At 56.0% G+C, this 24,296-nt stretch carries 37 protein-coding genes; 8 read left to right on the top strand and 29 right to left on the bottom strand.

The annotated features are described in order from the left end of the window. Nucleotides 1-9 precede the first annotated feature (9 nt). From ACB031_RS08315 to ACB031_RS08385, 15 genes are all read right to left on the bottom strand, one after another. Nucleotides 10-153 (bottom strand): hypothetical protein, encoded by a 144-nt coding sequence (locus ACB031_RS08315; RefSeq protein WP_168967559.1) that lies wholly within the window; start codon nt 151-153, stop codon nt 10-12. Between the two features lie 41 nt (nt 154-194). After that, entirely contained in the window at nt 195-458 is a 264-nt protein-coding gene (locus ACB031_RS08320) for a putative phage tail assembly chaperone (protein WP_168967558.1), read from the bottom strand. Next, nucleotides 455-682, bottom strand: a complete 228-nt coding sequence (locus ACB031_RS08325) for a hypothetical protein (RefSeq protein WP_371139352.1) — start codon at nt 680-682, stop codon at nt 455-457. Before ACB031_RS08325 ends, ACB031_RS08320 begins: the two co-directional genes overlap by 4 nt. Further along, entirely contained in the window at nt 582-1,016 is a 435-nt protein-coding gene (locus ACB031_RS08330) for a hypothetical protein (RefSeq protein ID WP_371139353.1), read from the bottom strand. Before ACB031_RS08330 ends, ACB031_RS08325 begins: the two co-directional genes overlap by 101 nt. Further along, on the bottom strand, nt 1,013-1,474 hold the full coding sequence (locus tag ACB031_RS08335) for a glycoside hydrolase family 104 protein (RefSeq protein WP_371139354.1): 462 nt from the start codon (nt 1,472-1,474) through the stop codon (nt 1,013-1,015). Before ACB031_RS08335 ends, ACB031_RS08330 begins: the two co-directional genes overlap by 4 nt. Next, nucleotides 1,461-1,787, bottom strand: coding sequence for a phage holin, lambda family (locus ACB031_RS08340; protein WP_085736126.1), 327 nt, complete (start codon nt 1,785-1,787; stop codon nt 1,461-1,463). Before ACB031_RS08340 ends, ACB031_RS08335 begins: the two co-directional genes overlap by 14 nt. A 23-nt stretch (nt 1,788-1,810) precedes the next feature. Further along, nucleotides 1,811-2,020 carry a TraR/DksA family transcriptional regulator gene (locus tag ACB031_RS08345; RefSeq protein WP_215782921.1) on the bottom strand — a complete coding sequence of 70 codons (210 nt, stop codon included), beginning with the start codon at nt 2,018-2,020 and terminating at the stop codon, nt 1,811-1,813. Between the two features lie 9 nt (nt 2,021-2,029). Beyond that, on the bottom strand, nt 2,030-2,485 hold the full coding sequence (locus tag ACB031_RS08350) for a phage protein (RefSeq protein WP_371139355.1): 456 nt from the start codon (nt 2,483-2,485) through the stop codon (nt 2,030-2,032). A gap of 3 nt (nt 2,486-2,488) precedes the next feature. Then, on the bottom strand, nt 2,489-3,601 hold the full coding sequence (locus ACB031_RS08355; RefSeq protein WP_371139356.1) for a DUF2586 domain-containing protein: 1,113 nt from the start codon (nt 3,599-3,601) through the stop codon (nt 2,489-2,491). Nucleotides 3,602-3,604: 3 nt separating this feature from the next. Further along, a complete protein-coding gene (locus ACB031_RS08360; RefSeq protein WP_371139357.1) occupies nt 3,605-4,291 on the bottom strand; it encodes a phage virion morphogenesis protein in 687 nt (228 codons plus the stop codon). Continuing rightward, entirely contained in the window at nt 4,288-4,812 is a 525-nt protein-coding gene (locus ACB031_RS08365) for a phage tail protein (RefSeq protein WP_323965796.1), read from the bottom strand. Before ACB031_RS08365 ends, ACB031_RS08360 begins: the two co-directional genes overlap by 4 nt. After that, entirely contained in the window at nt 4,809-5,270 is a 462-nt protein-coding gene (locus ACB031_RS08370) for a head completion/stabilization protein (protein ID WP_194759484.1), read from the bottom strand. The genes ACB031_RS08365 and ACB031_RS08370 overlap by 4 nt, the downstream gene beginning before the upstream one ends. 111 nt (nt 5,271-5,381) lie before the next feature. Then, entirely contained in the window at nt 5,382-6,110 is a 729-nt protein-coding gene (locus tag ACB031_RS08375; RefSeq protein WP_371139358.1) for a terminase endonuclease subunit, read from the bottom strand. Nucleotides 6,111-6,113: 3 nt separating this feature from the next. Then, the gene (locus ACB031_RS08380; RefSeq protein WP_168967738.1) at nt 6,114-7,166 is read right to left on the bottom strand and encodes a phage major capsid protein, P2 family; all 1,053 of its coding nucleotides are present in this window, start codon (nt 7,164-7,166) and stop codon (nt 6,114-6,116) included. A 9-nt stretch (nt 7,167-7,175) separates the two neighbouring features. Then, the gene (locus tag ACB031_RS08385) at nt 7,176-8,048 is read right to left on the bottom strand and encodes a GPO family capsid scaffolding protein (protein WP_371139359.1); all 873 of its coding nucleotides are present in this window, start codon (nt 8,046-8,048) and stop codon (nt 7,176-7,178) included. A 175-nt stretch (nt 8,049-8,223) separates the two neighbouring features. On the opposite strand from ACB031_RS08385, the gene ACB031_RS08390 reads away from it, so the two are divergent. Genes ACB031_RS08390 through ACB031_RS08400 form a run of 3 tightly spaced genes read left to right on the top strand, consistent with a single transcriptional unit; the run spans nt 8,224 to nt 11,367 of the window. Beyond that, nucleotides 8,224-10,044 (top strand): terminase large subunit domain-containing protein, encoded by a 1,821-nt coding sequence (locus tag ACB031_RS08390; RefSeq protein ID WP_371139360.1) that lies wholly within the window; start codon nt 8,224-8,226, stop codon nt 10,042-10,044. Next, nucleotides 10,041-11,057: a phage portal protein gene (locus ACB031_RS08395; protein ID WP_371139361.1), complete on the top strand. Its 1,017-nt coding sequence runs from the start codon at nt 10,041-10,043 to the stop codon at nt 11,055-11,057. The genes ACB031_RS08390 and ACB031_RS08395 overlap by 4 nt, the downstream gene beginning before the upstream one ends. Nucleotides 11,058-11,115: 58 nt before the next feature. After that, the gene (locus tag ACB031_RS08400; RefSeq protein WP_371139362.1) at nt 11,116-11,367 is read left to right on the top strand and encodes an ogr/Delta-like zinc finger family protein; all 252 of its coding nucleotides are present in this window, start codon (nt 11,116-11,118) and stop codon (nt 11,365-11,367) included. A 74-nt stretch (nt 11,368-11,441) separates the two neighbouring features. On the opposite strand, the gene ACB031_RS08405 is transcribed toward ACB031_RS08400, so the two are convergent. The 13 genes from ACB031_RS08405 to ACB031_RS08465 all read right to left on the bottom strand — a co-directional run bounded on the left by ACB031_RS08405 (nt 11,442) and on the right by ACB031_RS08465 (nt 18,396). Continuing rightward, a complete protein-coding gene (locus ACB031_RS08405) occupies nt 11,442-11,933 on the bottom strand; it encodes a hypothetical protein (RefSeq protein ID WP_371139363.1) in 492 nt (163 codons plus the stop codon). After that, nucleotides 11,934-12,530 (bottom strand): helix-turn-helix domain-containing protein, encoded by a 597-nt coding sequence (locus ACB031_RS08410; protein WP_371139364.1) that lies wholly within the window; start codon nt 12,528-12,530, stop codon nt 11,934-11,936. After that, the gene (locus tag ACB031_RS08415; RefSeq protein WP_371139365.1) at nt 12,514-13,050 is read right to left on the bottom strand and encodes a hypothetical protein; all 537 of its coding nucleotides are present in this window, start codon (nt 13,048-13,050) and stop codon (nt 12,514-12,516) included. The genes ACB031_RS08410 and ACB031_RS08415 overlap by 17 nt, the downstream gene beginning before the upstream one ends. Before the next feature lie 221 nt (nt 13,051-13,271). Further along, nucleotides 13,272-15,542, bottom strand: a complete 2,271-nt coding sequence (locus tag ACB031_RS08420; protein WP_371139366.1) for a replication endonuclease — start codon at nt 15,540-15,542, stop codon at nt 13,272-13,274. Nucleotides 15,543-15,545: 3 nt separating this feature from the next. After that, nucleotides 15,546-15,791 carry a hypothetical protein gene (locus ACB031_RS08425; RefSeq protein ID WP_159157142.1) on the bottom strand — a complete coding sequence of 82 codons (246 nt, stop codon included), beginning with the start codon at nt 15,789-15,791 and terminating at the stop codon, nt 15,546-15,548. After that, on the bottom strand, nt 15,788-16,237 hold the full coding sequence (locus ACB031_RS08430; protein ID WP_371139367.1) for a hypothetical protein: 450 nt from the start codon (nt 16,235-16,237) through the stop codon (nt 15,788-15,790). Before ACB031_RS08430 ends, ACB031_RS08425 begins: the two co-directional genes overlap by 4 nt. Beyond that, a complete protein-coding gene (locus ACB031_RS08435; RefSeq protein ID WP_139433684.1) occupies nt 16,234-16,431 on the bottom strand; it encodes a hypothetical protein in 198 nt (65 codons plus the stop codon). Before ACB031_RS08435 ends, ACB031_RS08430 begins: the two co-directional genes overlap by 4 nt. Next, a complete protein-coding gene (locus ACB031_RS08440; protein WP_024943315.1) occupies nt 16,428-16,688 on the bottom strand; it encodes a DNA-binding transcriptional regulator in 261 nt (86 codons plus the stop codon). Before ACB031_RS08440 ends, ACB031_RS08435 begins: the two co-directional genes overlap by 4 nt. A gap of 2 nt (nt 16,689-16,690) precedes the next feature. Then, nucleotides 16,691-16,879 carry a hypothetical protein gene (locus ACB031_RS08445; protein ID WP_041213699.1) on the bottom strand — a complete coding sequence of 63 codons (189 nt, stop codon included), beginning with the start codon at nt 16,877-16,879 and terminating at the stop codon, nt 16,691-16,693. Nucleotides 16,880-16,945: 66 nt separating this feature from the next. Then, nucleotides 16,946-17,404: a hypothetical protein gene (locus ACB031_RS08450; RefSeq protein WP_371139368.1), complete on the bottom strand. Its 459-nt coding sequence runs from the start codon at nt 17,402-17,404 to the stop codon at nt 16,946-16,948. 10 nt (nt 17,405-17,414) lie between these two features. After that, the gene (locus tag ACB031_RS08455) at nt 17,415-17,924 is read right to left on the bottom strand and encodes a phage regulatory CII family protein (RefSeq protein ID WP_029299976.1); all 510 of its coding nucleotides are present in this window, start codon (nt 17,922-17,924) and stop codon (nt 17,415-17,417) included. After that, the gene (locus tag ACB031_RS08460) at nt 17,917-18,186 is read right to left on the bottom strand and encodes a hypothetical protein (RefSeq protein ID WP_058056134.1); all 270 of its coding nucleotides are present in this window, start codon (nt 18,184-18,186) and stop codon (nt 17,917-17,919) included. The genes ACB031_RS08455 and ACB031_RS08460 overlap by 8 nt, the downstream gene beginning before the upstream one ends. A gap of 21 nt (nt 18,187-18,207) precedes the next feature. Next, nucleotides 18,208-18,396: a Cro/CI family transcriptional regulator gene (locus tag ACB031_RS08465; protein ID WP_041915415.1), complete on the bottom strand. Its 189-nt coding sequence runs from the start codon at nt 18,394-18,396 to the stop codon at nt 18,208-18,210. 118 nt (nt 18,397-18,514) lie between these two features. Here ACB031_RS08465 and ACB031_RS08470 point away from each other — a divergent pair, with 118 nt between their 5' ends. The 3 genes from ACB031_RS08470 to ACB031_RS08480 are packed head-to-tail and all read left to right on the top strand — an operon-like array spanning nt 18,515 to nt 21,045. Next, nucleotides 18,515-19,213 (top strand): LexA family protein, encoded by a 699-nt coding sequence (locus ACB031_RS08470; RefSeq protein ID WP_371139369.1) that lies wholly within the window; start codon nt 18,515-18,517, stop codon nt 19,211-19,213. A 51-nt stretch (nt 19,214-19,264) separates the two neighbouring features. Continuing rightward, on the top strand, nt 19,265-20,314 hold the full coding sequence (locus ACB031_RS08475) for a DUF262 domain-containing protein (protein WP_371139370.1): 1,050 nt from the start codon (nt 19,265-19,267) through the stop codon (nt 20,312-20,314). After that, nucleotides 20,314-21,045, top strand: coding sequence for an MAE_28990/MAE_18760 family HEPN-like nuclease (locus ACB031_RS08480; RefSeq protein ID WP_371139371.1), 732 nt, complete (start codon nt 20,314-20,316; stop codon nt 21,043-21,045). Before ACB031_RS08475 ends, ACB031_RS08480 begins: the two co-directional genes overlap by 1 nt. Here the strand turns inward: ACB031_RS08480 and ACB031_RS08485 are convergent. Then, nucleotides 21,023-22,072: a DNA cytosine methyltransferase gene (locus ACB031_RS08485; RefSeq protein WP_371139372.1), complete on the bottom strand. Its 1,050-nt coding sequence runs from the start codon at nt 22,070-22,072 to the stop codon at nt 21,023-21,025. The two genes, ACB031_RS08480 and ACB031_RS08485, sit on opposite strands and share 23 nt — an antisense overlap. A 271-nt stretch (nt 22,073-22,343) precedes the next feature. Here ACB031_RS08485 and ACB031_RS08490 point away from each other — a divergent pair, with 271 nt between their 5' ends. Further along, entirely contained in the window at nt 22,344-23,393 is a 1,050-nt protein-coding gene (locus ACB031_RS08490; protein ID WP_371139373.1) for a site-specific integrase, read from the top strand. 48 nt (nt 23,394-23,441) lie between these two features. Beyond that, nucleotides 23,442-24,191 carry a hypothetical protein gene (locus ACB031_RS08495; RefSeq protein WP_371139374.1) on the top strand — a complete coding sequence of 250 codons (750 nt, stop codon included), beginning with the start codon at nt 23,442-23,444 and terminating at the stop codon, nt 24,189-24,191. The last annotated feature ends 105 nt before the right edge of the window (nt 24,192-24,296 follow it).

Genomic DNA, 24,296 nt, shown 5'->3' on the forward strand with positions numbered 1-24,296 from the left:
AGGGGTCTCTTATCCGTTCAGTGCTTTGGCGATGCCCTCGGCCACGGCGGTGGCGTTGGACTCTCTTGCGTTTCTGTCTAACCAGATGGCGCGAGCCAGGTTGTCGAGGTCGTCATCCTCATGGGGCAGGTAGTAGCGCCGCAGCGCCAGCACCTGCTCCAGTTGGTTGCGCTCGATGGCCTCGGCGCGCGCCGTCAGTTTTTTACGGTGATCTCCAGCTCGGGCGCGAACTCCTTGTTGATGGCCCCCGCCAGCTGCAGGGCGGCGCTAGGGCGCTTGAGCAGGTCATCGAGCGCCTCTTTGCTCTCGGCGCAGACGATCTTTTTCAGGTAGTTGTGGGCCGGTGCCACCTTGTCGTTGGGCATCATGTCGTTGATGAAACTGTTGTAGGCCACCATGGTGGGGGCGAATTTCAGCTCTTTGCCGGCGACGTCCAGGGTGATGATCGGTGTGCTCATGGGGTGGTTTCCTCTTGTTCAATCCAATGGTTCAGGGTGTTGATCTGGGTTTGGCAGCGGCGCAGCGCCGTCTGCAGGGTGGGGATAAACCGCACGGCCTCGCCGTAGGTGCTCCCCGTAAAGTCAGGCTCCGGGCAGTGGGGCACCAGCCCCGGCGGCGGTAGCCGCTTCACTACCTGGGTTTGCACCACCGTGGTGGGCTGGCTGGAGCAGGCGCAAAGCACCGCTAGGCAAAGGCTCGCGAGCACAGTCCGGGCGGCCCGCTGGCGGCGTGGCCAAAGCTTGTTGCAGTTCATCGGCGGTTTTCCTGTTCTGGTTGTCGAGCTCGGCCAAGGCCGCGTTCTGGTCGCTCAGCAGCAGGCGCAAGCCCTTTGCCTGCATCAGCAGTTCCTGGAAGGCGGTCGCTTGCTGGTTGTTGGCTGCCTGCAGGATGTTGATGGTGTCGTTGGCGCGGGCCAGCTCCTTGGTGCGCTGCGTGAGCCGTTCGCCTTGGGTAAATAACAGGGTGCCAAGCACAAAGCCGATGATGGTCGGGATAAACCGGATGAGCATGCTCATGCCAGCACCCCGCCGAACTCGGTGAACTTGGCCAGCAGGTCAGCCAGCTTATGTTCGCGCTGGCCGTAGCCGGCACCGGGCAGGCTGGCCCAGATGTTGGCGCACTTGGTCACTGCCTGGCTGATGCGCCCCTTGAGCACATCGTCCAGTGCCTTGCGCTCGCGAATAAGCTGGATAGCCCAGGTGTCTTGCGATGCGGGGCCAAAGTCCGGCAGGCCGAGCTGGTCACGGTAGTGGGCCCAGTGCTTTGACAGGAACTGATAGCGGCCAGCCGCGGTACTTTTCAGGGTTGGATTGACCTGCACCAGCACGTTCGGGTGGGTGGCGTAGCTTTCAAAGAACCCCGCCGGATTGACCAGCTTGTTGTACCCGTCATCGCCCCGGCCCTTGGTGCCTTCGGCATAGGCGAGCAGGTCGAGAAATGCGGCCACCTGTGGGTGGCAGTTACTGCGCGGCATTGTTGTCCTCCTTCTTGCGAAACATCAGTGCGGCCCGGTCGCGGATGATGTCGACCCCAAGCAGCCCCACCATGCCACCCAGCAACGGGGTGGCCTCCTGGGGGATCCCGAGCAACTGGGTGCCGGTGGCGGCCGCCAGGGTGATGAGGCCGCACAGCAGGGATTCGATCAGCCGGCGGCGACCTCGCCCACCGGCATAGGTGATGCGCAGGAAGGCAATGGCCAGCGCCAGCAGTGCCCCATAGACGGCGGGCCAGTTGTCCATCAACCAGGCCAGCAGGGCGGCCCAGAGGGTGGGGTCTTTGTTTGGCATAGGGTTCATGTCCGTTGCTCTGGTTAGCGACCCAACCGCTCAAGGCGGGTCTGGCAGGGGACGCACAGGCGCACCCCGGGTACATGGCGGCGACGTGCTTCCGGGATGGGGTCGTCGCACTCTTCGCACAGGTGCCGGCTCTCGCCCTGGTAGTGGCCTTTGCCCACCTGGTTGGCCAGCTGGACCGCCAGCATGCGGGCGGCGTGGTGGTTGGCGCGGTCAATGTCGTCCACTGGTCCCCCTTACCCTTTCATGTGGCGGGTGTCGTCTTCCGAGAGGTACGGCACGCCATCAATGCGAATGAAGTCGGGGGAGGTGACGGCGCCCTTGATTTTGTGCGACGTCTTGCTGCCGCCCTTGGGGTCGAGATCCAGCAGGTCGGAGATCTGCAGCTTCACGCCGAAGGCCTCCACCTTCATGGTCTCGTCGCCATTGTCGGCATAGAACAGCACATCCTCCGGTTTCATCCCGCGCCAGCTGCCGGCCCGCTTGGCCGCGTTGCTGAGCAGCTTGAAGTTCTTGGCATCGAGCTCGAACTCGCACTCGGCCGAGACGTCGCCGTCCACATAGCCGTCAGGGATGCCACGGGTTTGCGCCACGGCGCTGTTGTCGGTGATGGTCAGGCTGGCCTTCTCGACGTGCACCATGGTGCCCAGCAGTTCGATGTCGAAGTTCTGGCCGGAAATACGGCGGGTCATGGATTAGCCCTCCCCGTTGTTGAGGCTCAAATCGAGCATGATGTTGACGGTGATCCCCTTGGGACAGTCCACGGTGCGGATCACCACGTAGATGGAGACGTGGTTTTTGTCGGTCCACTGGATGTTGATGTCGCCATCCTTGGGGGAGGTGATATCGCCCGGGAACGGCTGGCCGCCGATGGTGATGGCCTTGGCCATCTCGCGCAGGTCTTTGCCGAAGTACATGATGGCGGCGGCCGTGCTGCCCGGGGTGGAGTTGAACGAGCGATCGCCCAGGCGAGCGATGGCCCGGATCCGCAACCGGCGCGCTACCTTGTAGGCGACCCGCAGGTTTTCGATCACCTGGTAATCGCCACCCTCGGCATCTAGGGTGCGGCCGTCTGCCCAGTAGGTGCCGTCATAGTCCGGGTACCACATCGGCACCGCATAACGGTTCTGCTCCAGGGTCTGCAGGGTGGCCAGCGGCAGCTCGACCCCATCCTTGTCCTTCGGCTTGTTGCCCAGGCCCACCACGGCGCCGGTTTTCACCCGGCAGGGGCTGTCTGCCACACTGACCGAGCGGTTGCACAGGCGGCCGGCGTAGGCGCCGACGAGGTTTGCAAACAGCTGCGGGATCAGCGAGACGGATTCCGCCTTGATGCCCTCCTGCAGGGTGGCCAGCTCGGTCTCATAGGTGGACCAGTCTTGCTCCTTGGCAATGCCAGGTACCGCCAGCAGCATGAACTGCCAGCGCCCCCACTTGGCGATCAGTTCCTGGTTGAGGGCGTGGGCGGCATTGATGCTGGCCTGGTCCCACTCCTGCCCCAGCACCACGACCCCCTCGAATGACTGGGTTTTCTGGGCATCGCGCACCGCCTCTTTCCAGTCCATGTCGGTGGGCAGCACGAAGGCGGCCGCCGTCCAGTTCTGGCCGGCGTTGGCCATGGCGGCCTGCAGGTTGGCTTTCAGCTCGCTGTCAGCGGCGCCAAGCAACTGGTCAAAGTCGGACTGGGTGTTGAGGGAGAGCAGCTTGCCGGTGTTGCTGGCGGCGCTGCCGACGAACAGCAGGTGGCGTTCGACCTCGGTCACCGGCCCCTGCATCTGGTTCAAGTTGTTGATCTGTACATAAGGCCACATGGCTTATTTCCTCTTGAGGTCTTGCTTGTTGACGTCCCAGCCGTAGTCGATGCTCTGCAGGGCGCGGGCAAAGGCCTGCTCCCGTTGCTTGGCATTGGCCCCCAGAAAGGGGCGAGCAGGCAGCGCTATTTCCCAGCTCTCTTTCACCGGTTCATCCTTGAGCTTCTTGATGAGCAGGCCCGCCTGGGCGTAGTTGAGGTTGCTGGTGATCCAGCCGAGCGAGGCCGACCGGTATGAGCGCTTGCGCTGGCCCGGGCGCTTGAACCCGAGTTCGCGCAGCTTGCGCGCCTGGGCCTTGGAGGCTTGTTTCTGCTTGCCGCCTTCACTGGGGGCGATGCGGCGCCGGCTGGCGGCCGTCATCTTGTAGGTGTGCCCCTTCTGGTGGGTGTTGGCGATGATCCCTGCGTGGGCGCTCATGGTGCCCTTGGTGAACCCGAGCTCGGCCACGTCCTGGCGAGGCTCGCGGATCTGCAGCAACTTGGGCAGGCCGTGCAGCATCTTGCGTTTGCCGCGCTTGCGCGGGGCCCAGGGCTGGCCGTTCGGGTCTTGCTGCTGGCGCACATTGCGGGCCGCCAGCTTTTTCATCTCGTTGGCTGCCCGCCACACCAGGCGCTTGCGCTTCTTGGCCGGCAGGGCCAGCAGGTTGAGCTGGTCCTGGCTGCGACGGGTGTCCAGGGTGATGGTGATCATGACTGACCGCCTACCTGGTGATGGCCGGTGTCACCGACATTCATCTCGATGTGCTCTGCCACCCAGATTTCATAGGGAGCCACGTTCCAGCGTTTGCCGCTCCAGTGGATGGGGCCGTTCGGGTGCTCGATGAGGCGCAGCGGCTCGGTAAAGGCGAGCTGGATCTCGAGATCGGCCGTCCGTTCATCATTCGGGGTGACGGCGTAATCGGGGTCGTCCAGGCCGAACTGCCCGCGAAACGGATCATTTTCCTGCACCCAGGCGGCGACCGTGGCCAGCACGATAGCCGGATCCAGTTCGCGAAAGGGCAGTTGCTCGATGGTGAACACCGCCTGATAGGTGAGCCAGGCCACATCCACCCCGGTGGGCCCCATGTTCTTGGATTCCAGCCGGATAGCGCCGTTCTCCATCCAGCTATCCAGCGACTTGTGGCACTTGGCCGGCAGTACCCGCTGGATCTCGGCGTGGAGAGCGTGCAGGAAATAGCCCTGGGCTTGCTGCTCGTTCATGGCTTCGCTCATATCAGTGACACTCCCGCCCGGTGTTTGCCCTTGATGCTGCGCACCAGTTGCTGACTTTCGGCCAGCAGTTGGGCGCGCTGCTCTGGCGCCCGTTCCACCTGATTGTTGGCGGCCGGCCGCTCGGTGACGCTGGCGAACTCCGGCAAGATGGCCGCCTTGGCACGGGCAAACACGGCGGCCAGGTACTGCTCGGTCAGCGCATTGGTGCCGCCTTCCAGACTCGGACCCGGTACGGCAGCGGCAGTGGCGTAGCCCTTGGCCTGCAGCGCGGCCTGGTGGCTGGCGAGCTGCAGGTTGATTTCAGAGACGGCGGCCAGCAGGGCGGCGCCGGTGGTTTGTTGGTCGAGGTCAGCAGGCAGGGCGCGGCGGCGCTCGAAGTCGGCCACGGCCACATCCGGCCAAAATCCGTCATTGCGGATAGTGGCGGCGCTGTAGTCGATATCCTTGCCTGCAAACATCAGTGACCTCGCTGGTTGAATAGGTGCACCCCTGTAGCCACGCAATTGCCGCTGGGTTCGCCAGAGGCGGTCCATGGCATTCGCGCCGGGGTGCGACGGCGCGGAGAGTCGTTATTGCTCCGGATTAAGCGCCCGCAGGCGCATGGCAATCTTTTGGCGCAAGGTGCCGACGCCCACCTTGCTGTGCAGCTTGTCGGCCTGGGCCAGCCAGTGGTCGGCTTGCTCCAGGGTGGCGCTGTCCCCCACGGCGCTGGGGCGAGGCTGGCCGTCGTGGTCACGCAGCAGCAGACAACCTGCCGCCTTGAACCACTTGGCGGTCAGCCGTTCGTTGAGGCGCCAGTCATTGCGTACCTTGTCGAATACCCGGGAGAACCATGGCTCGACGGCATGCCCCTCGGCTGCTTGCTTCTCGGCCCACTCCAGCACGGTGTCGGCCACGAAATGTGCCCAGTCGCGCTTGATGTTGTTCGGGGTGTGTTGGCCCTGGGCGATGGCGAGATCCGCCCAGGCAATGCCGGCGTCGAAATCCCCGACATCGAAGGCCCAGATGATGAGGCGTTGAAACAGCTCGTTCTGGTAGGGCTGGCCGGACTCACTGACGGCGGCCAGATAGCGCTCCACATAGGGGCGGTATTTGGGCATCAGCTCGTCCCGCTTCATGTTCACCCGGTCCCCAATGCGGGCCAGCTTGCGCAGACGCACGATGTCCTGTTCCAGGGCCATCATCTGCAGGTGCAGGCTGTCCGCCACCGCGCCGGTGGCCATGCCTGAGCTGGCGGTTTGTGCAGCCCCCTGCATGGCTTGGACGCGCTGTTTGTGGCGTTGACCGGGTGAGCTCATGGCTTAGACCTCGGGTGCTGCCGGCGCGGCGCCGATCTCGATGTCGGCCTCTTCAAAGCCGCCATAGGCCAGGTACTCGCCGATGGCATAGCCTTCCATCCGCCAGTACTGGTTATCGAAGCACTTCTTGTCCTGGTTATCGTCGGCCTTGCGGTTGCGGGTGCCGCGCTGGGTGTAGATGTGCAGGTTGTCCAGGGTGGTGACCACCATCCGTTTGCCCGGGAAGAACGGCGGGATATAGGCGCGGCGCCCGGCGATGGATTCGGCCAGCTTCTGGGCGGCGATCTGCTCGCTCGGCTTGGTGGCTTCGCTGTAGAGCTTGGCCTGGGCCGCGGCCACCAGATCGGTACCGACCAGCACAACCAGACGCGGGTCCTGGCGGAACAGTGGATCGATGGTGGTGTTGATGAGGTCGGAGGCCATCTCGTCCAGGGTCTTGTAATCACCCTTGCCATCCGGGTCGAAGTGGATCTTCTTGCCGGCCTCGGCCTTGATGATCTGGCTGCCTTCGTTCCACTCGCGGGCCAGTTGGTGCCAGCCTTTGTTGACGTCTTCACCGAGCGGGTTCTTCTCCGGATCGGTGGTCTCAGCGGCTTTCACGCCGTTCCAGCCGACCCGCAGCATGTCGAGGGCAAAGACCCGGTTGATGAACTCACCGACCAGGCGGATGAACTCGCCCTCGCTGCCGGCGTTGGCCCAGACGCACAGAGTCGCCCAGTCGAGGGAGGCGCAGGAATCGGTCTCGGTCAGCTCGTAGGTGTTGCCGGCGACGCCGATTTTGCCGTTGAAGCGGCCATCCTTCTTACGGCCGGTGAACAGCTTGCCGATGCCGACTTGCACCACCTGGCCCTTGATTTGATCCACATCCAGACAAGTGATGAGGCCAAGGAACTCGACGGACGCCAGCAGCGCTGAGCGCAGGCCGGTTTCGACCGGGCCAGAAATGACGCTGAACTGCTTGGCCAGTGCGTTAACGGGGATGCCGTAGGACTTGGCCAGGGCATTGCTGTATTGCTCCAGGCGCTGACGTGCCTGGACGGTGAGGGACTGACTCACGGCCGCTCCTTAGTAAACGGTGGGGGTATCGTCACCGCCGAGCGCGCCCGGGCGCTGGCCCGGTACTTCAGCGGAAAACTGTTCGATCTTGCCCTGCAGCTCGCCGACCTTGTCGGTCAGGCCGGTCAGGGTCTGTTCCAGCTTGGTGAACTGCTCGGCGGTGATGCCGGGTTTATCCTCCACCTTGGTGGGCTCGGTGACCGGCGGGGTTGTTTCCTCGGTGGTCGGCTTGGCTTCCAGCTTGGCGCTGAAGGCATCGATCTTGGTGCCAAGGCCGTTAAGGGCCCCCAGCATCTGATCGAACTGTTCTTTGGTCATTTCCTCATCCTCGGGTTGGCTGGGGGGTGATGTGGGGGCTTGCTCGCCGTGGCTGGACAGCAAGCTGAAAAACTTGGCGATCAGGCCATCGGCCTTCTCGTGCTTGGGTAGCTTGAACATGGAGAGGTCCAGCGGCTCGCTGGTGCCGATGACCTGGCCCTTGTTGCTCTTGCTGAACTTGAGGTGGGTGGTCCCGGTGCTGGCTGGCTGGTCGGTGACGCCCAGACCAATCAGGTAGGTGCGCCCGAGATCGGCGAACTGTTCGAACGGCTCGATTGAGCAGAACTGATACTGGCCGCTCTGGTTCCAGTAGATGAGATCGCGGTTTGGGCAGAGGATGGCGTACAGCTTGTATTTGCCGTCCACCTCTTCGGTCTTGAGCGCCTGCACGGTGCCATAGCTGGACCAGCGATCGTGCTCCGGCCAGATGACGGCGGTGTAATAGGTTGGGTCGTAGGTCTCGGCCATGTCGGTGAGCCAGTCGCGGGTAATATCCCGCCCGTCCACCGCTTTGCCTTCGCTGGCGATACAGACCCAGCCAGTTCTCAAGGTTGATTCGTTCATGCCTGCTCCCAATTGATGCGGAGTCAGGCTATCGGGTCGGCAAGGGTGATTCATCCGGTTGTGTTCGGCGGGATTCGGATCCAGCGGGATATCCGAATTGCTCAGAACATCAGTGGGATAAGAGGGGGAAGGGGGCTGGCTATGATGGCGCCATCATTCACCTGATGGAGGCGCCGTGGCGTATCCCGAAGAGATCCGTAATGCCGCGCGGGGACTCTACCTTAAACGATGGACACCCCAGGAGATCAAGGACGAACTGGGGCTCAACTCCTGTCGCATCATCTACTACTGGGCCGAAAAGCTCGGCTGGCGCGACCTGCTGACCGAAGAAGCGGTAGAGGATGCCATCGCCCGCCGGGTGCAGTCGTTGCTCGGGCGAGAGAAGAAAACCAGCGCCGAGCTGGACGAGCTGGACCGGCTTATCGGCCACCATGTCAGCCTCAAAGAGAAGGCCATCAAATGGGCCGAGCGCCAGCAGGCGCTGGCCGACCGGCGCGAGCATGGCGATGAACCTGCAGCCGAGGCGCCTCGGCGTGGTAGAGGTGGTCAGGATGGGGGCGGCCGCAAAGGCAAGGGCGGCAAGAAGGCCAAGAACGAAGTCGGCCACCTGACGGCCGATGACTTTGCTGAGTGGCTGGGTACCCTGTTCGGTTATCAGCTGCGCTGTCGGGAGGCCAAGAACGACCCGGCGCTGCCGCGTACCCGCAACATCCTCAAGTCTCGCCAGATCGGCATGACCTACTACTTCGCCGGCGAGGCGCTGGAAGATGCCATTCTTACTGGCGGTAATCAGATATTCCTGTCCGCCACCCGCGCCCAGACAGAGGTGTTCCGCTCCTACATCTGCAAGATTGCTCAGACCTTCCTCGGTGTCACCCTGACCGGTAACCCCATCGTGCTTTCGAATGGGGCCGAGCTGCATTTCTGCTCCACCAACTCCAACAGCGCCCAGTCCCGTTCTGGCAACGTCTACATCGACGAGTATTTCTGGATCCCCAACTTCGAGAAGCTCTCAGACGTGGCCAGCGCCATGGCAACGCAATCCCGTTGGCGCAAGACCTACTTTTCGACGCCATCGAGCAAGGTGCACGAGGCGTACCGGTTCTGGACCGGGGATCGCTGGAAGGGTCAGCGCCCGAGCCGGGTGGCGATCGACTTCCCGGGGGAAGATGACCTGCGCGACGGCGGCCGTATCTGCCCCGATCGGCAGTGGCGTTACGTCATCACCATTGAGGATGCCATACGCCTCGGCTGCCACCTCATCGACATCGAGGAGCTTAAAGACGAGTACCCGGAGGAGGTGTTCGATCGCCTCTACATGTGCCGGTTTATCGATGATGCGTTGTCGGTGTTCAAGTTCCAGGATATGGAGCGGGCAGGGGTGGACCCGAGCCGCTGGGAAGACTACAAGCCCGGGCGGCCTGACCCGTTCGGGCGGCGTGAGGTATGGATGGGCTACGACCCGAGCCGCACCCGCGACAACGCCACCCTGGTGGTGGTTGCCCCGCCCATGGTCGCCGGTGAGCGGTTTCGTGTATTGGAAAAGCACTACTGGCGCGGGCTCAACTTCCAGTTTCAGGCGCAGGAGATCGTGCGCATCGCCAAGAAGTTCCGGGTCACCTATCTCGGAGTTGATGTGTCCGGCATTGGCTCAGGGGTCTATGACCTGTTGAAACCGGAGTTCAAAGGGGTGTGCCACCCCATCAACTACAGCATCGAGAGCAAATCGCGGCTGGTCCTCAAGATGATCGATGTGGTGGAGGCGAACCGCATCGAGTGGGACAGCTCTGATCGGGATATTCCACTGGCGTTCCTTGCCATCAAGCGCAGCACGACCGGCGGCGGTCAGATGACGTTCCGGGCAGCTCGGGACAATGTGACCGGACACGCAGACGTGTTCTTTGCCATCGCCCACGCCGTGGCCAACGAGCCGCTCGATACCACCCGCAAACGTAAATCCACCTGGGCAACCAGCCAGGAGAAGAAGGCAGCATGACCAAGCGACAGACACAACAACCGGCCCAGGCGGCCGCCTCATCCCCCCGGCCCTCGGTGGTGTTCAGTATGCCGGAGGCCATCGACCCCACGGCCTGGATGACCGATTACACCGGGGTGTTCTTCAACCCTTATGGGGAATACTACCAGCCTCCCATCGATCGCAAGGGGCTGGCCAAGGTGGCACGGGCCAACGCCCACCATGGGGCTATCCTGATGGCTCGGCGCAACATGGTGGCCGGCCGCTTTACCAACCTGCGCAGCACCATCACCGCGTTCGTGCACAACTACCTGCAGTTCGGGGACGCGGGCCTGCTCAAGTTGCGCAACAGCTTTGGCCAGGTGGTGGGGCTGCACCCGCTCTCCAGTGTCTATCTGCGCCGGCGGGAGGATGGCTGCTTTATTTACCTGCAGCAGGGCAAGCCGAACCTGATTTACCGGCCGGATGATGTGATCTGGCTGGCCCAGTACGACCCCGAGCAGCAGGTCTATGGCATGCCGGATTACCTGGGCGGCCTGCAGTCGGCCCTGCTCAACCAGGACGCCACCCTGTTTCGGCGCAAATACTTCCTCAACGGCGCTCACATGGGCTTCATCTTCTACGCCACCGACCCGAACATGGACGACGACACCGAGGAGGAGATGAAGGAGATGATCGCCAGCAGTAAGGGAGTGGGTAACTTCCGCTCCATGTTCGTCAACATCCCGGACGGCAAGCCCGATGGCATCAAGTTGATACCGGTGGGGGATATCGCCACCAAAGACGAGTTCGCGGCCATCAAGGGGATCACCGCCCAGGATGTATTGACCAGCCACCGCTTCCCGGCGGCGCTGGCCGGCATCATTCCGACCAATGGCGGGGGAGGGCTTGGGGATCCCGAAAAGTACGATGCGACCTATGCCCGCAACGAGGTGCTGCCGCTGTGCGAGCTTATCCAGGATGCCATCAACAGTGCGGGACTCCCTCGCTCCCTCTGGGTCGATTTTCGAGAGAATATTGGCTCAACTGTATAAACAAACAGTGTTTGCTGTGGCAAGATAGGCCGTTGATTTGGATAGAAAAGGGGGCGTAATGCGGGTTTATTGCAAAGTGTGTGGCCAGCGGGGCCGCATTACCAAGACCAACCGACTGAGCGATGATGTTTCGGATCTCTACTGCCAGTGCACCGATGCCGAGTGTGGTCACAGCTGGGTGGCCACCTTGTCGTTCGCCCACACCCTAAGCCCCTCGGCCAAGACCACCAACCAGTTGGTACTGAGCTTGATGGGCTCGCTCACGCCAGAAGGACGGCAGTTGGTGCTGCAAGGACTGAGTGGGCGTTAAGACATGGTCTCCTTAAAATCATTAGTAATTAAGGCGCTCAGTTGAGCGCCTTAATTGAAAAATAGTGTGATTATCTACTGTTCTTCTTTTTCTGTACTGCAAATGTAAAGGGGGATCTCAATCAAGGGTATGGAGGTTCTAGCACAATAGGACTGTACCAGTTCTCTCCAATACGGCCACACATGATAGCCAACATTATTTTCAGAAAAAGCTTCGATACACTCTTTTTCAAGCTGTATGTCAGATTTATATATGGCAGTAAATGTTGCTGTTATCTCCACTGCAGTATCATCATCTGAATTTTCTTCTTTCTCGTGAGCTATTTTAACTAGCCTAACACCAGTAGAATAGAAAAAGTGATACTCAAACCAGCTGATTGATTTGTCATGTTCAGACGGAGCTTCTGCCTGCACTAATTTTATCTTGTTTACAGCTTTGTATCCCTGTTTTTCCAAAGCCGAAAAGTCATAATCCTCAATGTGATCATGTATATATGCATTTATGCTACGCAGGTTAACTGAAACCACATGAAGATTGTCTATGGCTTTTTTTAAAAGTGCATTCATTTAAGCTACCTCTCTACGCCACTGACGAGCCTCCGGTCGATGAATAACATTATCTATCATTTCATTGATATCATCATGGCGCCAATCCGGCGCCATGTTCAAGCTTACGGTTCGCTCTATACTATGCCACAAAGTCTTCTTTTCTCTCACATTATTTTCAACAATGAGATCCTTTTGTAATATATTTCTTAAACTTGAGTAGTAATAATATCCTATGATAAAATTATCACGTGAAGCATTTGGAATATCACATTCCTTAATGGTGAATGCAGTCATTCTATGAGGCTCAAAATATTTTTCATTTACCTCTTTAGAATTGGTTATATTCACACCAACTTTCTTTCCAAGGGCATAACAAATATCAGAAAGAGAACTCAAAGTCATATTTCTAGAGCCACTCAGAGTTTGAGTGACGTAAGATTGACTTTTACCAAGCCTACGAGCAAGTTCTTTTTTGCTGATATTCATATCCTCAAGCAGAACAAGAATATCCTCAGTGACGTTATAAATAAGCTCATCCCTCTGATATGCTCTTTCATCAGCTACACTGGATGAGTTGTATTCTTTAGAGAGCATCTCATCATGAGTCATCGCCATTTACCTCAATTCGTTGCCAATTTTTGTGAACAATTTTTGTATCTTTAGTGTCTAACTTATCTTTATCTTTATAAATGTAATGGCTAATATACCACGTTTTGGGTTTTGTATCTGAATGCCAACAATATGCTCTTATTGGTAGCTTTTTCAGCGCGTAAAATGATCTACGCCTAGATTGCCCTATCTGATTGGGAAGATCCCCCTCCGGGGGGAAGTTCTCCTTCGACATTCTCTCACCAGATGCCAACCGCTCAATTTGGAGGATAATCATTCTCATAAGGGAGGCCCGTTTCTGCTTCATGACTCTTGCCAAAGCAATAGATAGGGATTCGAAAGAGCCCTCGCAATGTACGACCTTTGACACTACGCCCTGATACGTTTTTTTTAGTCCATGAGGACCTTGCCCCTTTGTCACGTCATGATTTACGGGTACGTCAGGCACTTCTTCTGTGTGTGCGTCAGTTGCTTTGGCATCAAGTTCTTCTTCACGCTCAGCTAGGTCACATGCGAGTTGTGTCATCCTACGATCCATGTTTGCACACAACCCTCATAATTAACTTATATGTTAAGCGTGATTATCACTCAGCAGACTCAAAATGCAAGCCATTGCAGACTAAAATTTAGCTATTTTCCTGTGTTTTGTGCTGTCTGTCTTACTGCATAAGTTGCCCGCAATTTTATCTTCTTTCGAGGTGGGGGCTGGATGGAAGGAGGTGAGATTGTAAGGTACTGCAACCATGTTCAAATAGTGAGGTGCATCGCATTTTTCTGATGCGCTTTTTCTAGCCGGTCTAACTCTAGCAACACGAGTTCTCGCCACATCTCTGACTGATAGGGCTCCGGCAGTATCTCGATCCATCGGTGTGCTCCAGCATGGCCTTGTGCCTGGTAGACCTCGCGGCATAGCTCAACCAGCATCGGCCAGTCTGTATCGCCTTCCGGTACCGCATATTCATCCGGCATGCTCTGTTCTATTTGCCCTTGGTCCTCTGGCATCCAATCCGGCTCGCTTGGTAGCGAGCAATTCGACTGCACCTGCCCGTTCTCAAGCCAGAGGGTGAAACCGTCAGACCTTACGCTGGCTCCTGACCGTAAACGCCCGATAGAGAAGGGTGATAACCCCCATTGTTCCCTCATGATCTGGTCTGCGAAAGCCTCTGGATCCGGCCGCGTACAGTTATTGTCAGAGCTCCAAGGTGCCGGGCTGTCGCCCGTCTTAACCCCAACCCCCCTCGCTGCAGCCTCGGCGGCTTTCCTGGCTTCATGGGTGCCGGCAGGCACAATTTCCCACCCTTGCAGGCGGGTCTTGATGCCCAGGCGAGCGGAGGTAATGCCCATCAGGCGCTTGATGTCTTCGCCATAGCTGTTGGCTTGCTCCTCAATGAGGTGGGCCAGCTTGATGGGGTGTTCGGCACGGGTGGCCAGTGCGCCGCCCATGGCGTGCAGATAGCAGCGGAAAATGCCGTTATCAGCGGCAAAGCGGGCCGCCTCAAAGCGTGGGTCTTGCAGCACTGGCTTGGGTGGGCCAACCAGTTCGGCATGCTTCTTGGCATTGCTGATGCGGCGCAGCTCGCGCCATACCCCGACCGGGGCGCCCCCGATCTGCTGGAAGGTGCGAATGCCCCACCAACTGGCCCAGGCGACGGCATGCAGGGCGCCTTCATCGGCGGCGGTGCCAGCCTCTTCGTCGTCGTCCAGGTAGGCGCCGTCGATGTTCTTGGCAATGTATTTGGCGATATAGCCCGCGGCATCGCCCTTGGCCGGGTCTATCTCTTTCCAGTCAAAGCGGGGTGTAAAGTCGGTAAAGGGTGGGCAGCCCTTGATATCCCGTACCAGCTCTTCGTGGTCATCGGTCAGGGCATAACGTTGCAGGATGCCGATCACCCGGTTGCGATCTTCCGGGCGCATAAATAGCAGCAGATGCCAGTGCGGGGTGCCGTCGTGGTGAGCCTCGCACACGCGAAATCCATAAACGGGCGCGTTCCACCGTTTGAGGGCGGCCCTGGCGCGGCTCCATAGTTTGGCCAGATAGGCGCAGGTTTCCCGCGGCGTGGCCCCTTGATATCGCTTGTTCTCTACCGCTTTGCCATTGTGCTTTTGTGTCCAGGCATGAAAGCGGCTCGGGGCTGTCCAGGTGAAGAAGACCCCCACATGACCCTGCTCCTCGGCATAGTCATTGAACCCCCGAGCACGCACCATCATTTCGTTGCGGCGGTTCACCGGGTTGGCGTTGCTGGCCTCCCAGCAATCCTTCATCGACACGACCAGGTCATACTGCTCGTTGACCACTTCCGACTCGGCCAGCCAGCGCATCATGGCCCGCTTGCGTTCGCGCACCACCTTCATGGTGGCGTTCGATACATAAGCCGACACCCCCTTGCGTACCTTGCCGAGCAGAATATTGATCTGCTCCTGCAGGCGGTCCCAGCAGCGGTTGACGCGCTTCTCCCACCACTTGGCAGAGAGCAGGCGCACCAGCACGCTCAGGATCCAGTTATCCCGCACCTCGTCGGATTTGAACTTGGGCATCTTGCCGATAAAGCCCCACTGATCGGCCGGCTGGCGCATCAGCTCCCAGGTTTGCAGCAGATCCGGCTCGGCGCCCTCTTTGATGTCCTGTTCGATGTTCTTGTAAATAGCTGCGGTCTGGTTGGCGAATTGGTGGGCCACCTTCTTGCGGCCGTCTTCATCGCGCATCTCCCTTGGGTTGACCGGGATGGAGTGGAGCAGCTGGCGCACCCAGCGTGTGCGCTCACGCAGCCAGATATTGGCCGCCCGGCAATGGGTGAAACTGCAATCCTTGCGGCGCCGTGCATACTGCTTGAACAGGTCGCGGGTTAACTCGGGGGAGAGGCCATCGAGCAGCTGGATAGCCCACAGCAGATCGTATTGGCCGCGTGGGCCGCCGAAAACGGCGTCAAAGTTGACGCCGGGCAGAGAGTTGCAAAGGGTATTGACGCGCTGCAGCTGTGCTTTTCTCGACAGCGGCAGCCGGGTGGTGAGCTTGGTCATGCGTTAAGCGGATAACGTCTTGATGCGAAACAGGCATCCACTGATGCGCTGCTTTGCATGGGTTTTCATTCGACGGGCGGCCGCGCACTGACGCAGCAATAGCTTGATGCTGACGTGGGGGCGGGCAGGTAGCCGGCGCGCATGGGCCAGCTCCCGTTGATAAAGACGCAGCCGAGCTGCGTCTTCCCGATAGGTCTCTTGCCAGCGATACATCTGGCTGGTCAGTTCCTGCTGCAGGTGATGAGTCACTTGATCACCTCACCTTGTCCATGCAGTGGCGCGCACTCCTGCCACCACTCGCCGATCTCTTTGGCCAGCGCGGTTGCCCCCTGGCCCAGCGCCAGCCAATAGACAGAGCGCACCGCACCGAGCGCCAGCAGCTCCCGGGGGATATCCCGATTGCCTCTGGCCTCACCGCCGGCGGCGATAAACTCGGCGCGGGCTGCCAGCCAGTGGGTGGTCAGCTGGTTGTGTGCGGGGAGTGGTGCAGCCTCTTCATCGTCTTCGTCGCCGTCATCATCGAGCAGATCAGCCGGGTTGCTGGTCGCAACCAGCTGCAGCTGGATGTACTGCTGGCCGGAGTAAACCCCGCCCAGGGCGATGCGGTTATCTTCGGCATTGGCGGCAAACATATCGGCCAGCAGTCCCTCGACCACCTTGGGTGCCTGGCGGGCAATCTTGATGATGTCGCTCATTGGCAGGCCCTCCGGTTGATGCTGACAAACAGCTGGTGCCAGCGCAGGGCACGCTTTGCCTGGGCCATCAGGGATTTACCCTCTGTGCCTCGATATTGGTGAGCGTGTCGTGCTTTGGCAGTGAGCCGCTGGCGCAGGCGCGGCAACTCGGCCAGCGCCTCCTGCTCGGATACGGGATGGAAGATCTTGCTCATGCCTGCACCTCCGGCGTGGCGATGCCGGTCAGCAGCCAATCGACATGGCGTTTCAGCTCAGGGTGGTTGGCGATCAGCAGGAACAGGCCGCCCCCGATCTCACGGTATCCCAGCTCATAGTTCTTGAGCGTGGTGGGCGGAATGCCGAGCTGGTCGGCAAACTTGGGGCGGCTCAGCTTCAGCTGTTCCCGCAACTGGCGCAGGCGCTTGGCGGCATGGTGGTTGAGCAGGTTGATTTGGGTCGGTTGTGCATTCATGGTCAGGCTCCTTGTTGAGTGGTGCAGGGGTTGATGCGGCTGAACAGAGAAGCCCAAGCCAGTGCGGTTGATCGCTCGATAAGCGCAACCCCGTCCGGGTGTTGGCTAAGACGGGCGCCATAGCGGCCCGTCAGCTTGCGTTGTTGGATGCGAAGGTTGCGCAGGGCGCAGGGGATCGCTAAAGTTGCCATGTCGACTTCCTCATACGTTGTTGATAGAGGCCCGCTTGGAGTTGCCGCTCCGTAATGCGGGCTTTTTTATTGCCCAATGGGACGTGGGCCTTGCCCGGTCATCTGGCTTGCTGCCAGCACCGCACGCTTCATGCGCAGCTTTGCTGCTCTCTCTTTCTTCTCCCTCTCGATATCCCTGATGGATCTGGTGACTGGTGCCGGGTGCCATACCTTGGTGTCACAGCCGCCGCGAAATTCGCTTTGGTACTCCAGTGCAATCACGGCAAGGCGGATCGCCTCGCGCTGCGCATGCGGTAATGCCGATAGCGTGGCGCTCATCAGTTCGCCCCGAGGCTGGCGAGCGATGGCACAGATGGCCGCTTTTTTGGCTTGGCCCAGTGCCAGCCAGTCGGTATCGAGGCTCGAGCGCTTCTTGCCGAACATCTCGCGCAGCAACATGCAGCCGGCGGTGTTCATGGCCACTTGTTCTTCTGGCGTCAGGCCAGCCAGATTGCGTTGTTGATGGTCAATGTGTTGGGTGTGCATGGGTTCCCCCTTACATGGTCATGGTTTGCATCAGGATGTCTGACGCACAGGCCAGGGTCGGCACAGCCTGAAAGCGGGCCTCAATGTCGTGGATCAGGATGGCGAGTGACCCCATGGCCGAGGTGGCCACGCTCACCAGGGTGTTGCGCTCCGAGCGGGTGATCCGGCCGCGGTCGGTCAGCTCCAGCGCTCGCTGGCCAATGCTGGCGATCTTGGCGTTCAGATCGATAGCCTGGTGGGGCAGGGAAGGGGCTCGCTCTGCCTTGGGGATAGCCACTGCAGTGAGGCCGCACTCCAACAACAGACCATCGAACAGGGTCTCGTCCCCCTCGGTGGCGTGATAAATAGCTACCAGTTCCCGAGCGGTGAGTTGATGCGGTTGTGCCGGGTTCAGCTTGTTGCGCAGTACCTGCTCACCGATACCTGCAGCGCGGGCCACTTCGGCCAAAGAATGGCTGGCGGCAAAGCGCGAGCATGCAGAGTCAAAGTGATGATGTTTGCTGCAAGTTTGCTCAAACATGGCTTTCATCCCTCTGCTTGCGCGACACTCTGGGACGACGCACTGGCGCCGTTGCAGGTGCCAGGCCCGGCTGATTCATGGCTTGCTGGGTGTAGAGCACCAGGTTGATCAGCACTTTTTCCGCGCGGCCTTGTTTGGGCATGATGGGAATGCGCCCGGCACGCACGTAGTTCTCGATCGTGCGCTGGGTCAAACCGGTCCGTTCGGAGAAGCTCTCGACCGTGCAAACCGGGGTGTCTATGTGGATAGGGGCTATGATCATGAGTGCCTCCTGTTGCTTAAGTTACGCGCTTCCTTGCGCAGTTTGAGTCTGTTCAGCTTTCAATTTGCCGCCAGTCAGTACTTCGATTTGGTAGGCTCGGCCCTTCGGGATTTTTTCAGCCCACTTGCTGACAGCTACATGTGAAATTCCCAGTGCTTTCGCGGTTGCTGTTACCGTGCCGAAGTGCTCTATCACTTCAGATTTTTGCATTACTCACCTCTCTTTCCGTTCCATAAGTGTCGGGATGAGGTGAATGTAACTTAAGGGTCGATTTGAGATCAAGCGGTTTCGTTGCTTTAGTTACGGTGCGGGGTGGTAACTTAGGTTTATGGAAACTATCAATGACCGGATATCTGCACGCAGACGCGCGCAGAAAATGAGCCAAGACGAACTTGCTAAGCGAATCGGGATTACCCGCGTTTCAATCAGTAAGTGGGAATCTGGCCTGAACCAGCCTAAAGGCCGTTATCTGAACGATTTGGCCGAAGCGCTGGGGGTAACTGTTGACTGGCTTTTGACAGGGAGTGGGGATACACCTGAGCTAGCTGAAGAACAGCCTATTCCTGGTTATCACAACGTCGAACCGGCGGTAATGCTGCCTGGCAAACGGATCCCGATACTAAGCTATGTCCAAGCGGGCAACTGGCGCGAGATGTGTGAGCAGGCCACTACCTTCGATGGCAATGTTGAGTTCGTATCTGCAAGCGGTGAGATCGGCCCCTTTGGCTTTGGTCTTTGGTTGCGTGGTGACTCCATGTTGCCGCAGTTCAAAGAGGGGGATCTGATCATCGTTGATCCCGACGAAGCTCCGCAACCCGGGGATTACGTCGTCGCCAAGAATGGCAGCAACGAGGCAACTTTCAAAAAGTACCGACCCCGCGGCATCGACGAGAACGGCCAAGAGGTGTTTGAACTGGTCCCTCTCAACGACGATTACCCCACCATGCACTCCGATCGACAACACATCCAGATCATCGGTGTGATGGTAGAACACCGGTCATTTAGAAAACGGCAAATTGTGCGTTAGTTGATAAGTTAAAAGCAGTAATAGGCTAATATATATTAAAAGGAATATTTCATGTCGTTAAGTATCGCATCATTAGCTGAGAGTCAAATACAGGAATATTCTAAGAAAATTGATTTTTATACATCAGAATATACTGTTGAAATTTTAGCAAAAAAGATGGCGAGTGGAGAATATGAAGTTCCAAGCTACCAGCGTGCTTTTACTTGGGACCAACCTAGAAAATCAAAATTCATTGAGTCTCTTTTGATTGGTTTACCGATTCCTTTTTTGTTTTTTTGGACAGAACCTAGTTCTGGTATACTAGAGGTCGTGGATGGCTCTCAGAGATTGAGAACCCTTGAGGAGTATCTTAGTAATAAACTTGTCCTGAAAGGACTCGAACGTCTGACAATGTTAAATGATACTAAGTTTAGTGATTTGTCATTATCTAGGCAAAGGAAAGTGCTGAACAAATCAATTCGTGGAATTATTTTGTCAGAAGACACGGATTTGGAAGCAAGAATAGATTTGTTTGAACGGATAAATACAGGTAGCAAGGTTGCTAACTCTGCTGAGGTTCGTCAAGGCGCGCTGCGTGGTCCATTTATTGATTTTATTGCTAGATTAAAAGAAAACGAAAAATTCATCTCACTCGCTCCTGTTACACCTAAACAGGCAAAAGAAAGGGAGCGTGAGGAACTTATTTCTCGTTTCTTTGCATATTCTGATGGGTTAGATGAATATAAAGATAATGTTCGTCCATTCATTTTTAATTACATTAAAAACATGAATGCAAGATTTGAGGAACATCCCGAGTTAGAGAACAGCTATCGTGAGCGTTTTCAACGTATGTTAGATTTCGTTGAGAGAACATTTGAACTTGGATTTAGAAAATCTGCTGGCGCAAAAACTACGCCAAGAACTCGATATGAGGCTATAGCTATAGGATCATATCTTGCGTTAGAAGAGCGGCCAAATCTTGTTGTCCCTAATGTACGGGCAACAGAAATTTTGAATAGTAAAGAGTTCACTGATGTTATTCGTTCAGATGGTGCTAACGCAAAAAAATTACTTTCTGGACGTATTAATTTCATAAAGAATGCATTGATAAATGAGGCCTGATGATGGAGTTAGTCAGGACAACATTTAAAGATCGTATTGATGAAATAGAGGCGTACTTTGATTTCGTTCAGAATGTAGAAGTTGCTATAGGTTCTGGAGGTGCGTCTTTTGATGTTAATGGGACACCATATCAAGTGTCAGTTACTCAGCAAAAAATAATGTATTCATCGATATACCTTCATCTTTACAATCTAGTTGAATCTACAATGGCACAATTAATTGATGCCATAGAGAGGCATACAACAGAGCATGTCGATGATATTAAAAAATTAACTGACTCTATGAGGAAACTATTTGTTAAATTTACAACTGAACCACATGTTCATCTGACATATGAAAAAAGATTGGACAAAGAAATAGAATTACTAAAAGTTGCGATGGGATTTAATGATTTTGCAATGAGGTTACCCCAAGGAGGAGGAGGAAATTGGGATGCGAAAGAAATAGCAGCATTCAGTAAAAATATTGGGATAAAAATCAGTCTACCCAAAGCTATACGGCAGGCGGTGGAAAAATCATTTATGGATGAAATGGGGCCAATTAGAACGGTTAAAGTTCTTCGTAACAAATTGGCCCATGGGAACATTTCATTTGCTGAGTGTGGTGAGTACCACAGTGCCAAAGAGTTTAGGGTGTTAATTGATGCGGTAACAAAATACCTTGAGGTGGTTATAAATATTTATGGTGAATTTATAACCAATCAGGGTTTCAAGGTGAAAGAGAATGCATAGGGATTGAACGGTATATGCTCATACCCACAATTTCACCCAAGCGAACAGGTACTGCATTACCAATCATTTTTGCCAAGGATGAGATAGTGAATTTTTCATTTTTATGCACGAATTGGTAATGCAAGGGGAAAGACTGCAGCATTGCAGCTTCTCTTAGACTGATTGCGCGGTCTTGTTCTGGATGCCCAAACCGTCCATTACCAAAGCCATTGCACTGAGTCGTGATGGTAGGGGAGGGCTCATCCCATTTCATACGGCCATAGACGCTGGGGAAGGTCTTTCCAGATTCTTTGGTGTGGCAGGTAGCACGCAGTTCTTCAGGCCAATCTAACCAAGAGCCGCCGGGAGTAGATGCCCGAATACGTTCTAAATTGATGGGGCTCAAAATCGAGGCCCGATGCAATGGGTCATGCGGATGGCTTTCGCCAGCTGCAATTGGTGGTAAATGTGCGATCACATCAGCAACAGTGATATAGCTATCCGGTTTGTGGGTAGGCTCAATCAGGCTAATTTGCCCCAGCCGAGAAGCAACGAGAACTAGCCTTTTGCGTGTCTGTGCCATGCCATAGTCTGGACAGTAAACAACACGGTAGTCGGTATGATAGCCATGCTGCGTTAAAAGGCTGACGAAATCTTTGAATACTTGCTGATCCAAGAGCCCTGGTACGTTCTCCATGGTAACGAATTCTGGGATAACCTCTTTTACCAAGCGACCAAAGCTACTTAACAAGTCCCAACGTTCGTCCTTTTCTGTGCGGGTGGTTGTTCTTGAGTATGTGGAGAAGGGTTGGCAAGGTGCACAGCCAGCAAGCAGCCGGTATTCCGCCCCTTCAAAGTGTTGGGCAATGTCATCAGCGGTTAGTTCGGTAACACTTTGATTGATGAACTTGGCATTGTTGTTGTGCTCGTAGGCAAAGCGGCAGCTCTCGGCTATGTCATAACCGGCTACGACTTCAATACCTGCGCTGATCAGGCCATGTGTCAAACCGCCCGCGCCACAGAACAAATCAACTGCTTTAATGCTCAAACTTTACCCCAAGTCTTTCTAATGATTTCAAAAGCGGCGGCATTATACCAAGCTTTCGCGCTGCCATCGAGGAGAACTATGCTCCTGATTCAATGCAGTTCAACTATTTGAAATGAATGATCTTTTAAGTTGTGTATACAAATTCAGTTGCTATCTATTCGTCATTTTGTTTCGGTTGGAACTCTTTGTACAGGTTTGCTTCAAGCCTAACCAAACATCCCCAAAAACGACCAATTGCTGTATATAATAACAGTGGTTTTGGGAGAGGGCTATGGCAGTAAGAAAACAAATATCAGGCAAGTGGCTGGCTGAGATTTACCCGGAGGGGCGACCGAGCAAGGCCAATCCCAACGTGCCACGGATCCGCAAGCAGTTTGCGACTAGGGGCGAGGCACTGGCGTTCGAGCGCTTTGTGCTGGACCCGGACAAGGGCAAGCCTTGGCTGGAAGGGCAGGGAGAACCGACCGATGGCCGGCATCTCTCCGATCTGGTCGAACTCTGGTTTGGTCGCCATGGTCAGAGTCTGCGTGATGGCGAGGCCCGCAAGTCCAAGCTGTTGACCGTGTGCCATTCCCTGGGAGATCCGCTGGCGGTGAACTTCACCGCTCGCGATTTTGCCGCCTACCGTGAAGCTCGCCTCTCGGGCGATATCACCGATCGGCGCGCAGTCAACCAGGAGAAGCAGGGCGTCACACCCAATACGGTTAACCGGGAACATGCCTACCTACGGGCGGTGTTCAATGAGCTGAAAAGGCTAGGGGAGTGGCAGGGGGAAAATCCCCTTGATGGTTTGCGAGCCTACAAGGTGGCCGAGGCCGAACTTGCCTTCCTTTACCCTGACGAACTCAAGCGCCTGTTGGCCGCTTGCGCCGAGAGTCAAAACCCTGATCTGCTGTTGGTGGTTAAACTCTGCCTCGCCACCGGTGCACGCTGGTCTGAGGTGGAAGAATTAACCCAGTCTCAGGTATCCCCCAACCGCATCACCTTCACTCGCACCAAGAGCAAGAAAAGCCGCAGCGTGCCCATCAGTCCTGAACTCTATGCCCAGTTGCCCAGAAAGCGCGGCCGCCTGTTCGGTGACTGTTATCGAGCCTTCGAAATGGTGGTCGAACGGGCTGGGCTGGAGCTGCCCCCTGGGCAGAATACCCACGTTCTACGACACACCTTCGCCAGCCACTTTATGATGAACGGCGGTAACATCCTGGTGCTGCAGAAGATCTTGGGTCACTCCACCATCGCCATGACCATGCGCTATGCCCACTTCGCCCCAGATCACCTTGAAGATGCGGTGCGATTGAATCCCTTGGCGCTTTTGAGGTAGTATGCAAAGAGGTACGGTTTAAGTTTTTTCAGTTATAGGATGTAACTTATGATTAAGTGGGAATTGAAGCTTGATGCACTATTTGTTGCATGTGTTTTGTTGGCAATACCATTATTTGTATCTGGGCAGTTTTTCTATACAGGAGTACTGAATGGATATGGGTTGTCACCAGAAACATTTGCAAAAGGATTTTACGATGTCTTATTATTAAATATTTCAATTATTGGGTATTCATTTTCTGAAATACATAATAACGGTAATTACAACTGGCCCTTACTTGCCCGTCAATTTCTGATTTGGGGGGAGTACGCACTTATCTCATTCGGGGGTCTCCTAGTAATAATGGCAAGGTTGTCTCCACCTATTCCCCCAGTTACGACACATAGAAGATCTCCCACTATGTCTCGTCAAATGAGAGAGTACACAAAGAAATATAATGACTATAGGGCCTACAGTATTCTTTTGTTCATTGGAAAATTTTTGATTATATGGATGTTAGCTTATATAAGCATGATTATTCCTGCTTCCGCAGTTACTTATGGAGCAGAAATTGCTAAGAAAGAAATTGTCAAACGTGCAACGGTATCATGTAATGGTGATACTGAAATATATGAGGTGTTTTCCCTCGACGATAAGGAAATAACGAAAGGGTTCTATATTACATCATCAACTTCTTCTATTGCCATTTGGAATGGGGAAAAGGCTGAGATATTTCCGCTGAGTGAAGTAAAGCTTAAAGTAGATGTATGTGGAACACATGTGGAAAGTAATAAGTCACCTTCGCCAAAGACACAGTAAAAGTGGCGACAAAGTGGCGACAAAATTTTAAATGGGTGGTCGTTTTTGGCCTTCATTGGTTTACTAACTCTTTGATTTTTATGTAAGTGCTTGTTTTCTCATGGG

It is taken from the genome of Aeromonas sp. S8(2024) (assembly GCF_041403085.1).
GTDB classification, from domain to species: domain Bacteria; phylum Pseudomonadota; class Gammaproteobacteria; order Enterobacterales; family Aeromonadaceae; genus Aeromonas; species Aeromonas dhakensis.

Coding starts and splice junctions, on each gene's coding strand:
- ACB031_RS08335 (WP_371139354.1), bottom strand. CDS start 1,474: ATGCCGCGCAGTAACTGCCACCCACAGGTGGCCGCATTTCTCGACCTG.
- ACB031_RS08355 (WP_371139356.1), bottom strand. CDS start 3,601: ATGTGGCCTTATGTACAGATCAACAACTTGAACCAGATGCAGGGGCCG.
- ACB031_RS08340 (WP_085736126.1), bottom strand. CDS start 1,787: ATGCCAAACAAAGACCCCACCCTCTGGGCCGCCCTGCTGGCCTGGTTG.
- ACB031_RS08375 (WP_371139358.1), bottom strand. CDS start 6,110: ATGAGCTCACCCGGTCAACGCCACAAACAGCGCGTCCAAGCCATGCAG.
- ACB031_RS08395 (WP_371139361.1), top strand. CDS start 10,041: ATGACCAAGCGACAGACACAACAACCGGCCCAGGCGGCCGCCTCATCC.
- ACB031_RS08385 (WP_371139359.1), bottom strand. CDS start 8,048: ATGAACGAATCAACCTTGAGAACTGGCTGGGTCTGTATCGCCAGCGAA.
- ACB031_RS08435 (WP_139433684.1), bottom strand. CDS start 16,431: ATGAGCAAGATCTTCCATCCCGTATCCGAGCAGGAGGCGCTGGCCGAG.
- ACB031_RS08320 (WP_168967558.1), bottom strand. CDS start 458: ATGAGCACACCGATCATCACCCTGGACGTCGCCGGCAAAGAGCTGAAA.
- ACB031_RS08370 (WP_194759484.1), bottom strand. CDS start 5,270: ATGTTTGCAGGCAAGGATATCGACTACAGCGCCGCCACTATCCGCAAT.
- ACB031_RS08450 (WP_371139368.1), bottom strand. CDS start 17,404: ATGCACACCCAACACATTGACCATCAACAACGCAATCTGGCTGGCCTG.
- ACB031_RS08490 (WP_371139373.1), top strand. CDS start 22,344: ATGGCAGTAAGAAAACAAATATCAGGCAAGTGGCTGGCTGAGATTTAC.
- ACB031_RS08445 (WP_041213699.1), bottom strand. CDS start 16,879: ATGGCAACTTTAGCGATCCCCTGCGCCCTGCGCAACCTTCGCATCCAA.
- ACB031_RS08460 (WP_058056134.1), bottom strand. CDS start 18,186: ATGATCATAGCCCCTATCCACATAGACACCCCGGTTTGCACGGTCGAG.
- ACB031_RS08455 (WP_029299976.1), bottom strand. CDS start 17,924: ATGTTTGAGCAAACTTGCAGCAAACATCATCACTTTGACTCTGCATGC.
- ACB031_RS08440 (WP_024943315.1), bottom strand. CDS start 16,688: ATGAATGCACAACCGACCCAAATCAACCTGCTCAACCACCATGCCGCC.
- ACB031_RS08400 (WP_371139362.1), top strand. CDS start 11,116: ATGCGGGTTTATTGCAAAGTGTGTGGCCAGCGGGGCCGCATTACCAAG.
- ACB031_RS08360 (WP_371139357.1), bottom strand. CDS start 4,291: ATGATCACCATCACCCTGGACACCCGTCGCAGCCAGGACCAGCTCAAC.
- ACB031_RS08420 (WP_371139366.1), bottom strand. CDS start 15,542: ATGACCAAGCTCACCACCCGGCTGCCGCTGTCGAGAAAAGCACAGCTG.
- ACB031_RS08415 (WP_371139365.1), bottom strand. CDS start 13,050: ATGACACAACTCGCATGTGACCTAGCTGAGCGTGAAGAAGAACTTGAT.
- ACB031_RS08365 (WP_323965796.1), bottom strand. CDS start 4,812: ATGAGCGAAGCCATGAACGAGCAGCAAGCCCAGGGCTATTTCCTGCAC.
- ACB031_RS08480 (WP_371139371.1), top strand. CDS start 20,314: ATGATGGAGTTAGTCAGGACAACATTTAAAGATCGTATTGATGAAATA.
- ACB031_RS08330 (WP_371139353.1), bottom strand. CDS start 1,016: ATGAGCATGCTCATCCGGTTTATCCCGACCATCATCGGCTTTGTGCTT.
- ACB031_RS08430 (WP_371139367.1), bottom strand. CDS start 16,237: ATGAGCGACATCATCAAGATTGCCCGCCAGGCACCCAAGGTGGTCGAG.
- ACB031_RS08350 (WP_371139355.1), bottom strand. CDS start 2,485: ATGACCCGCCGTATTTCCGGCCAGAACTTCGACATCGAACTGCTGGGC.
- ACB031_RS08475 (WP_371139370.1), top strand. CDS start 19,265: ATGTCGTTAAGTATCGCATCATTAGCTGAGAGTCAAATACAGGAATAT.
- ACB031_RS08465 (WP_041915415.1), bottom strand. CDS start 18,396: ATGCAAAAATCTGAAGTGATAGAGCACTTCGGCACGGTAACAGCAACC.
- ACB031_RS08470 (WP_371139369.1), top strand. CDS start 18,515: ATGGAAACTATCAATGACCGGATATCTGCACGCAGACGCGCGCAGAAA.
- ACB031_RS08410 (WP_371139364.1), bottom strand. CDS start 12,530: ATGGCGATGACTCATGATGAGATGCTCTCTAAAGAATACAACTCATCC.
- ACB031_RS08495 (WP_371139374.1), top strand. CDS start 23,442: ATGATTAAGTGGGAATTGAAGCTTGATGCACTATTTGTTGCATGTGTT.
- ACB031_RS08405 (WP_371139363.1), bottom strand. CDS start 11,933: ATGAATGCACTTTTAAAAAAAGCCATAGACAATCTTCATGTGGTTTCA.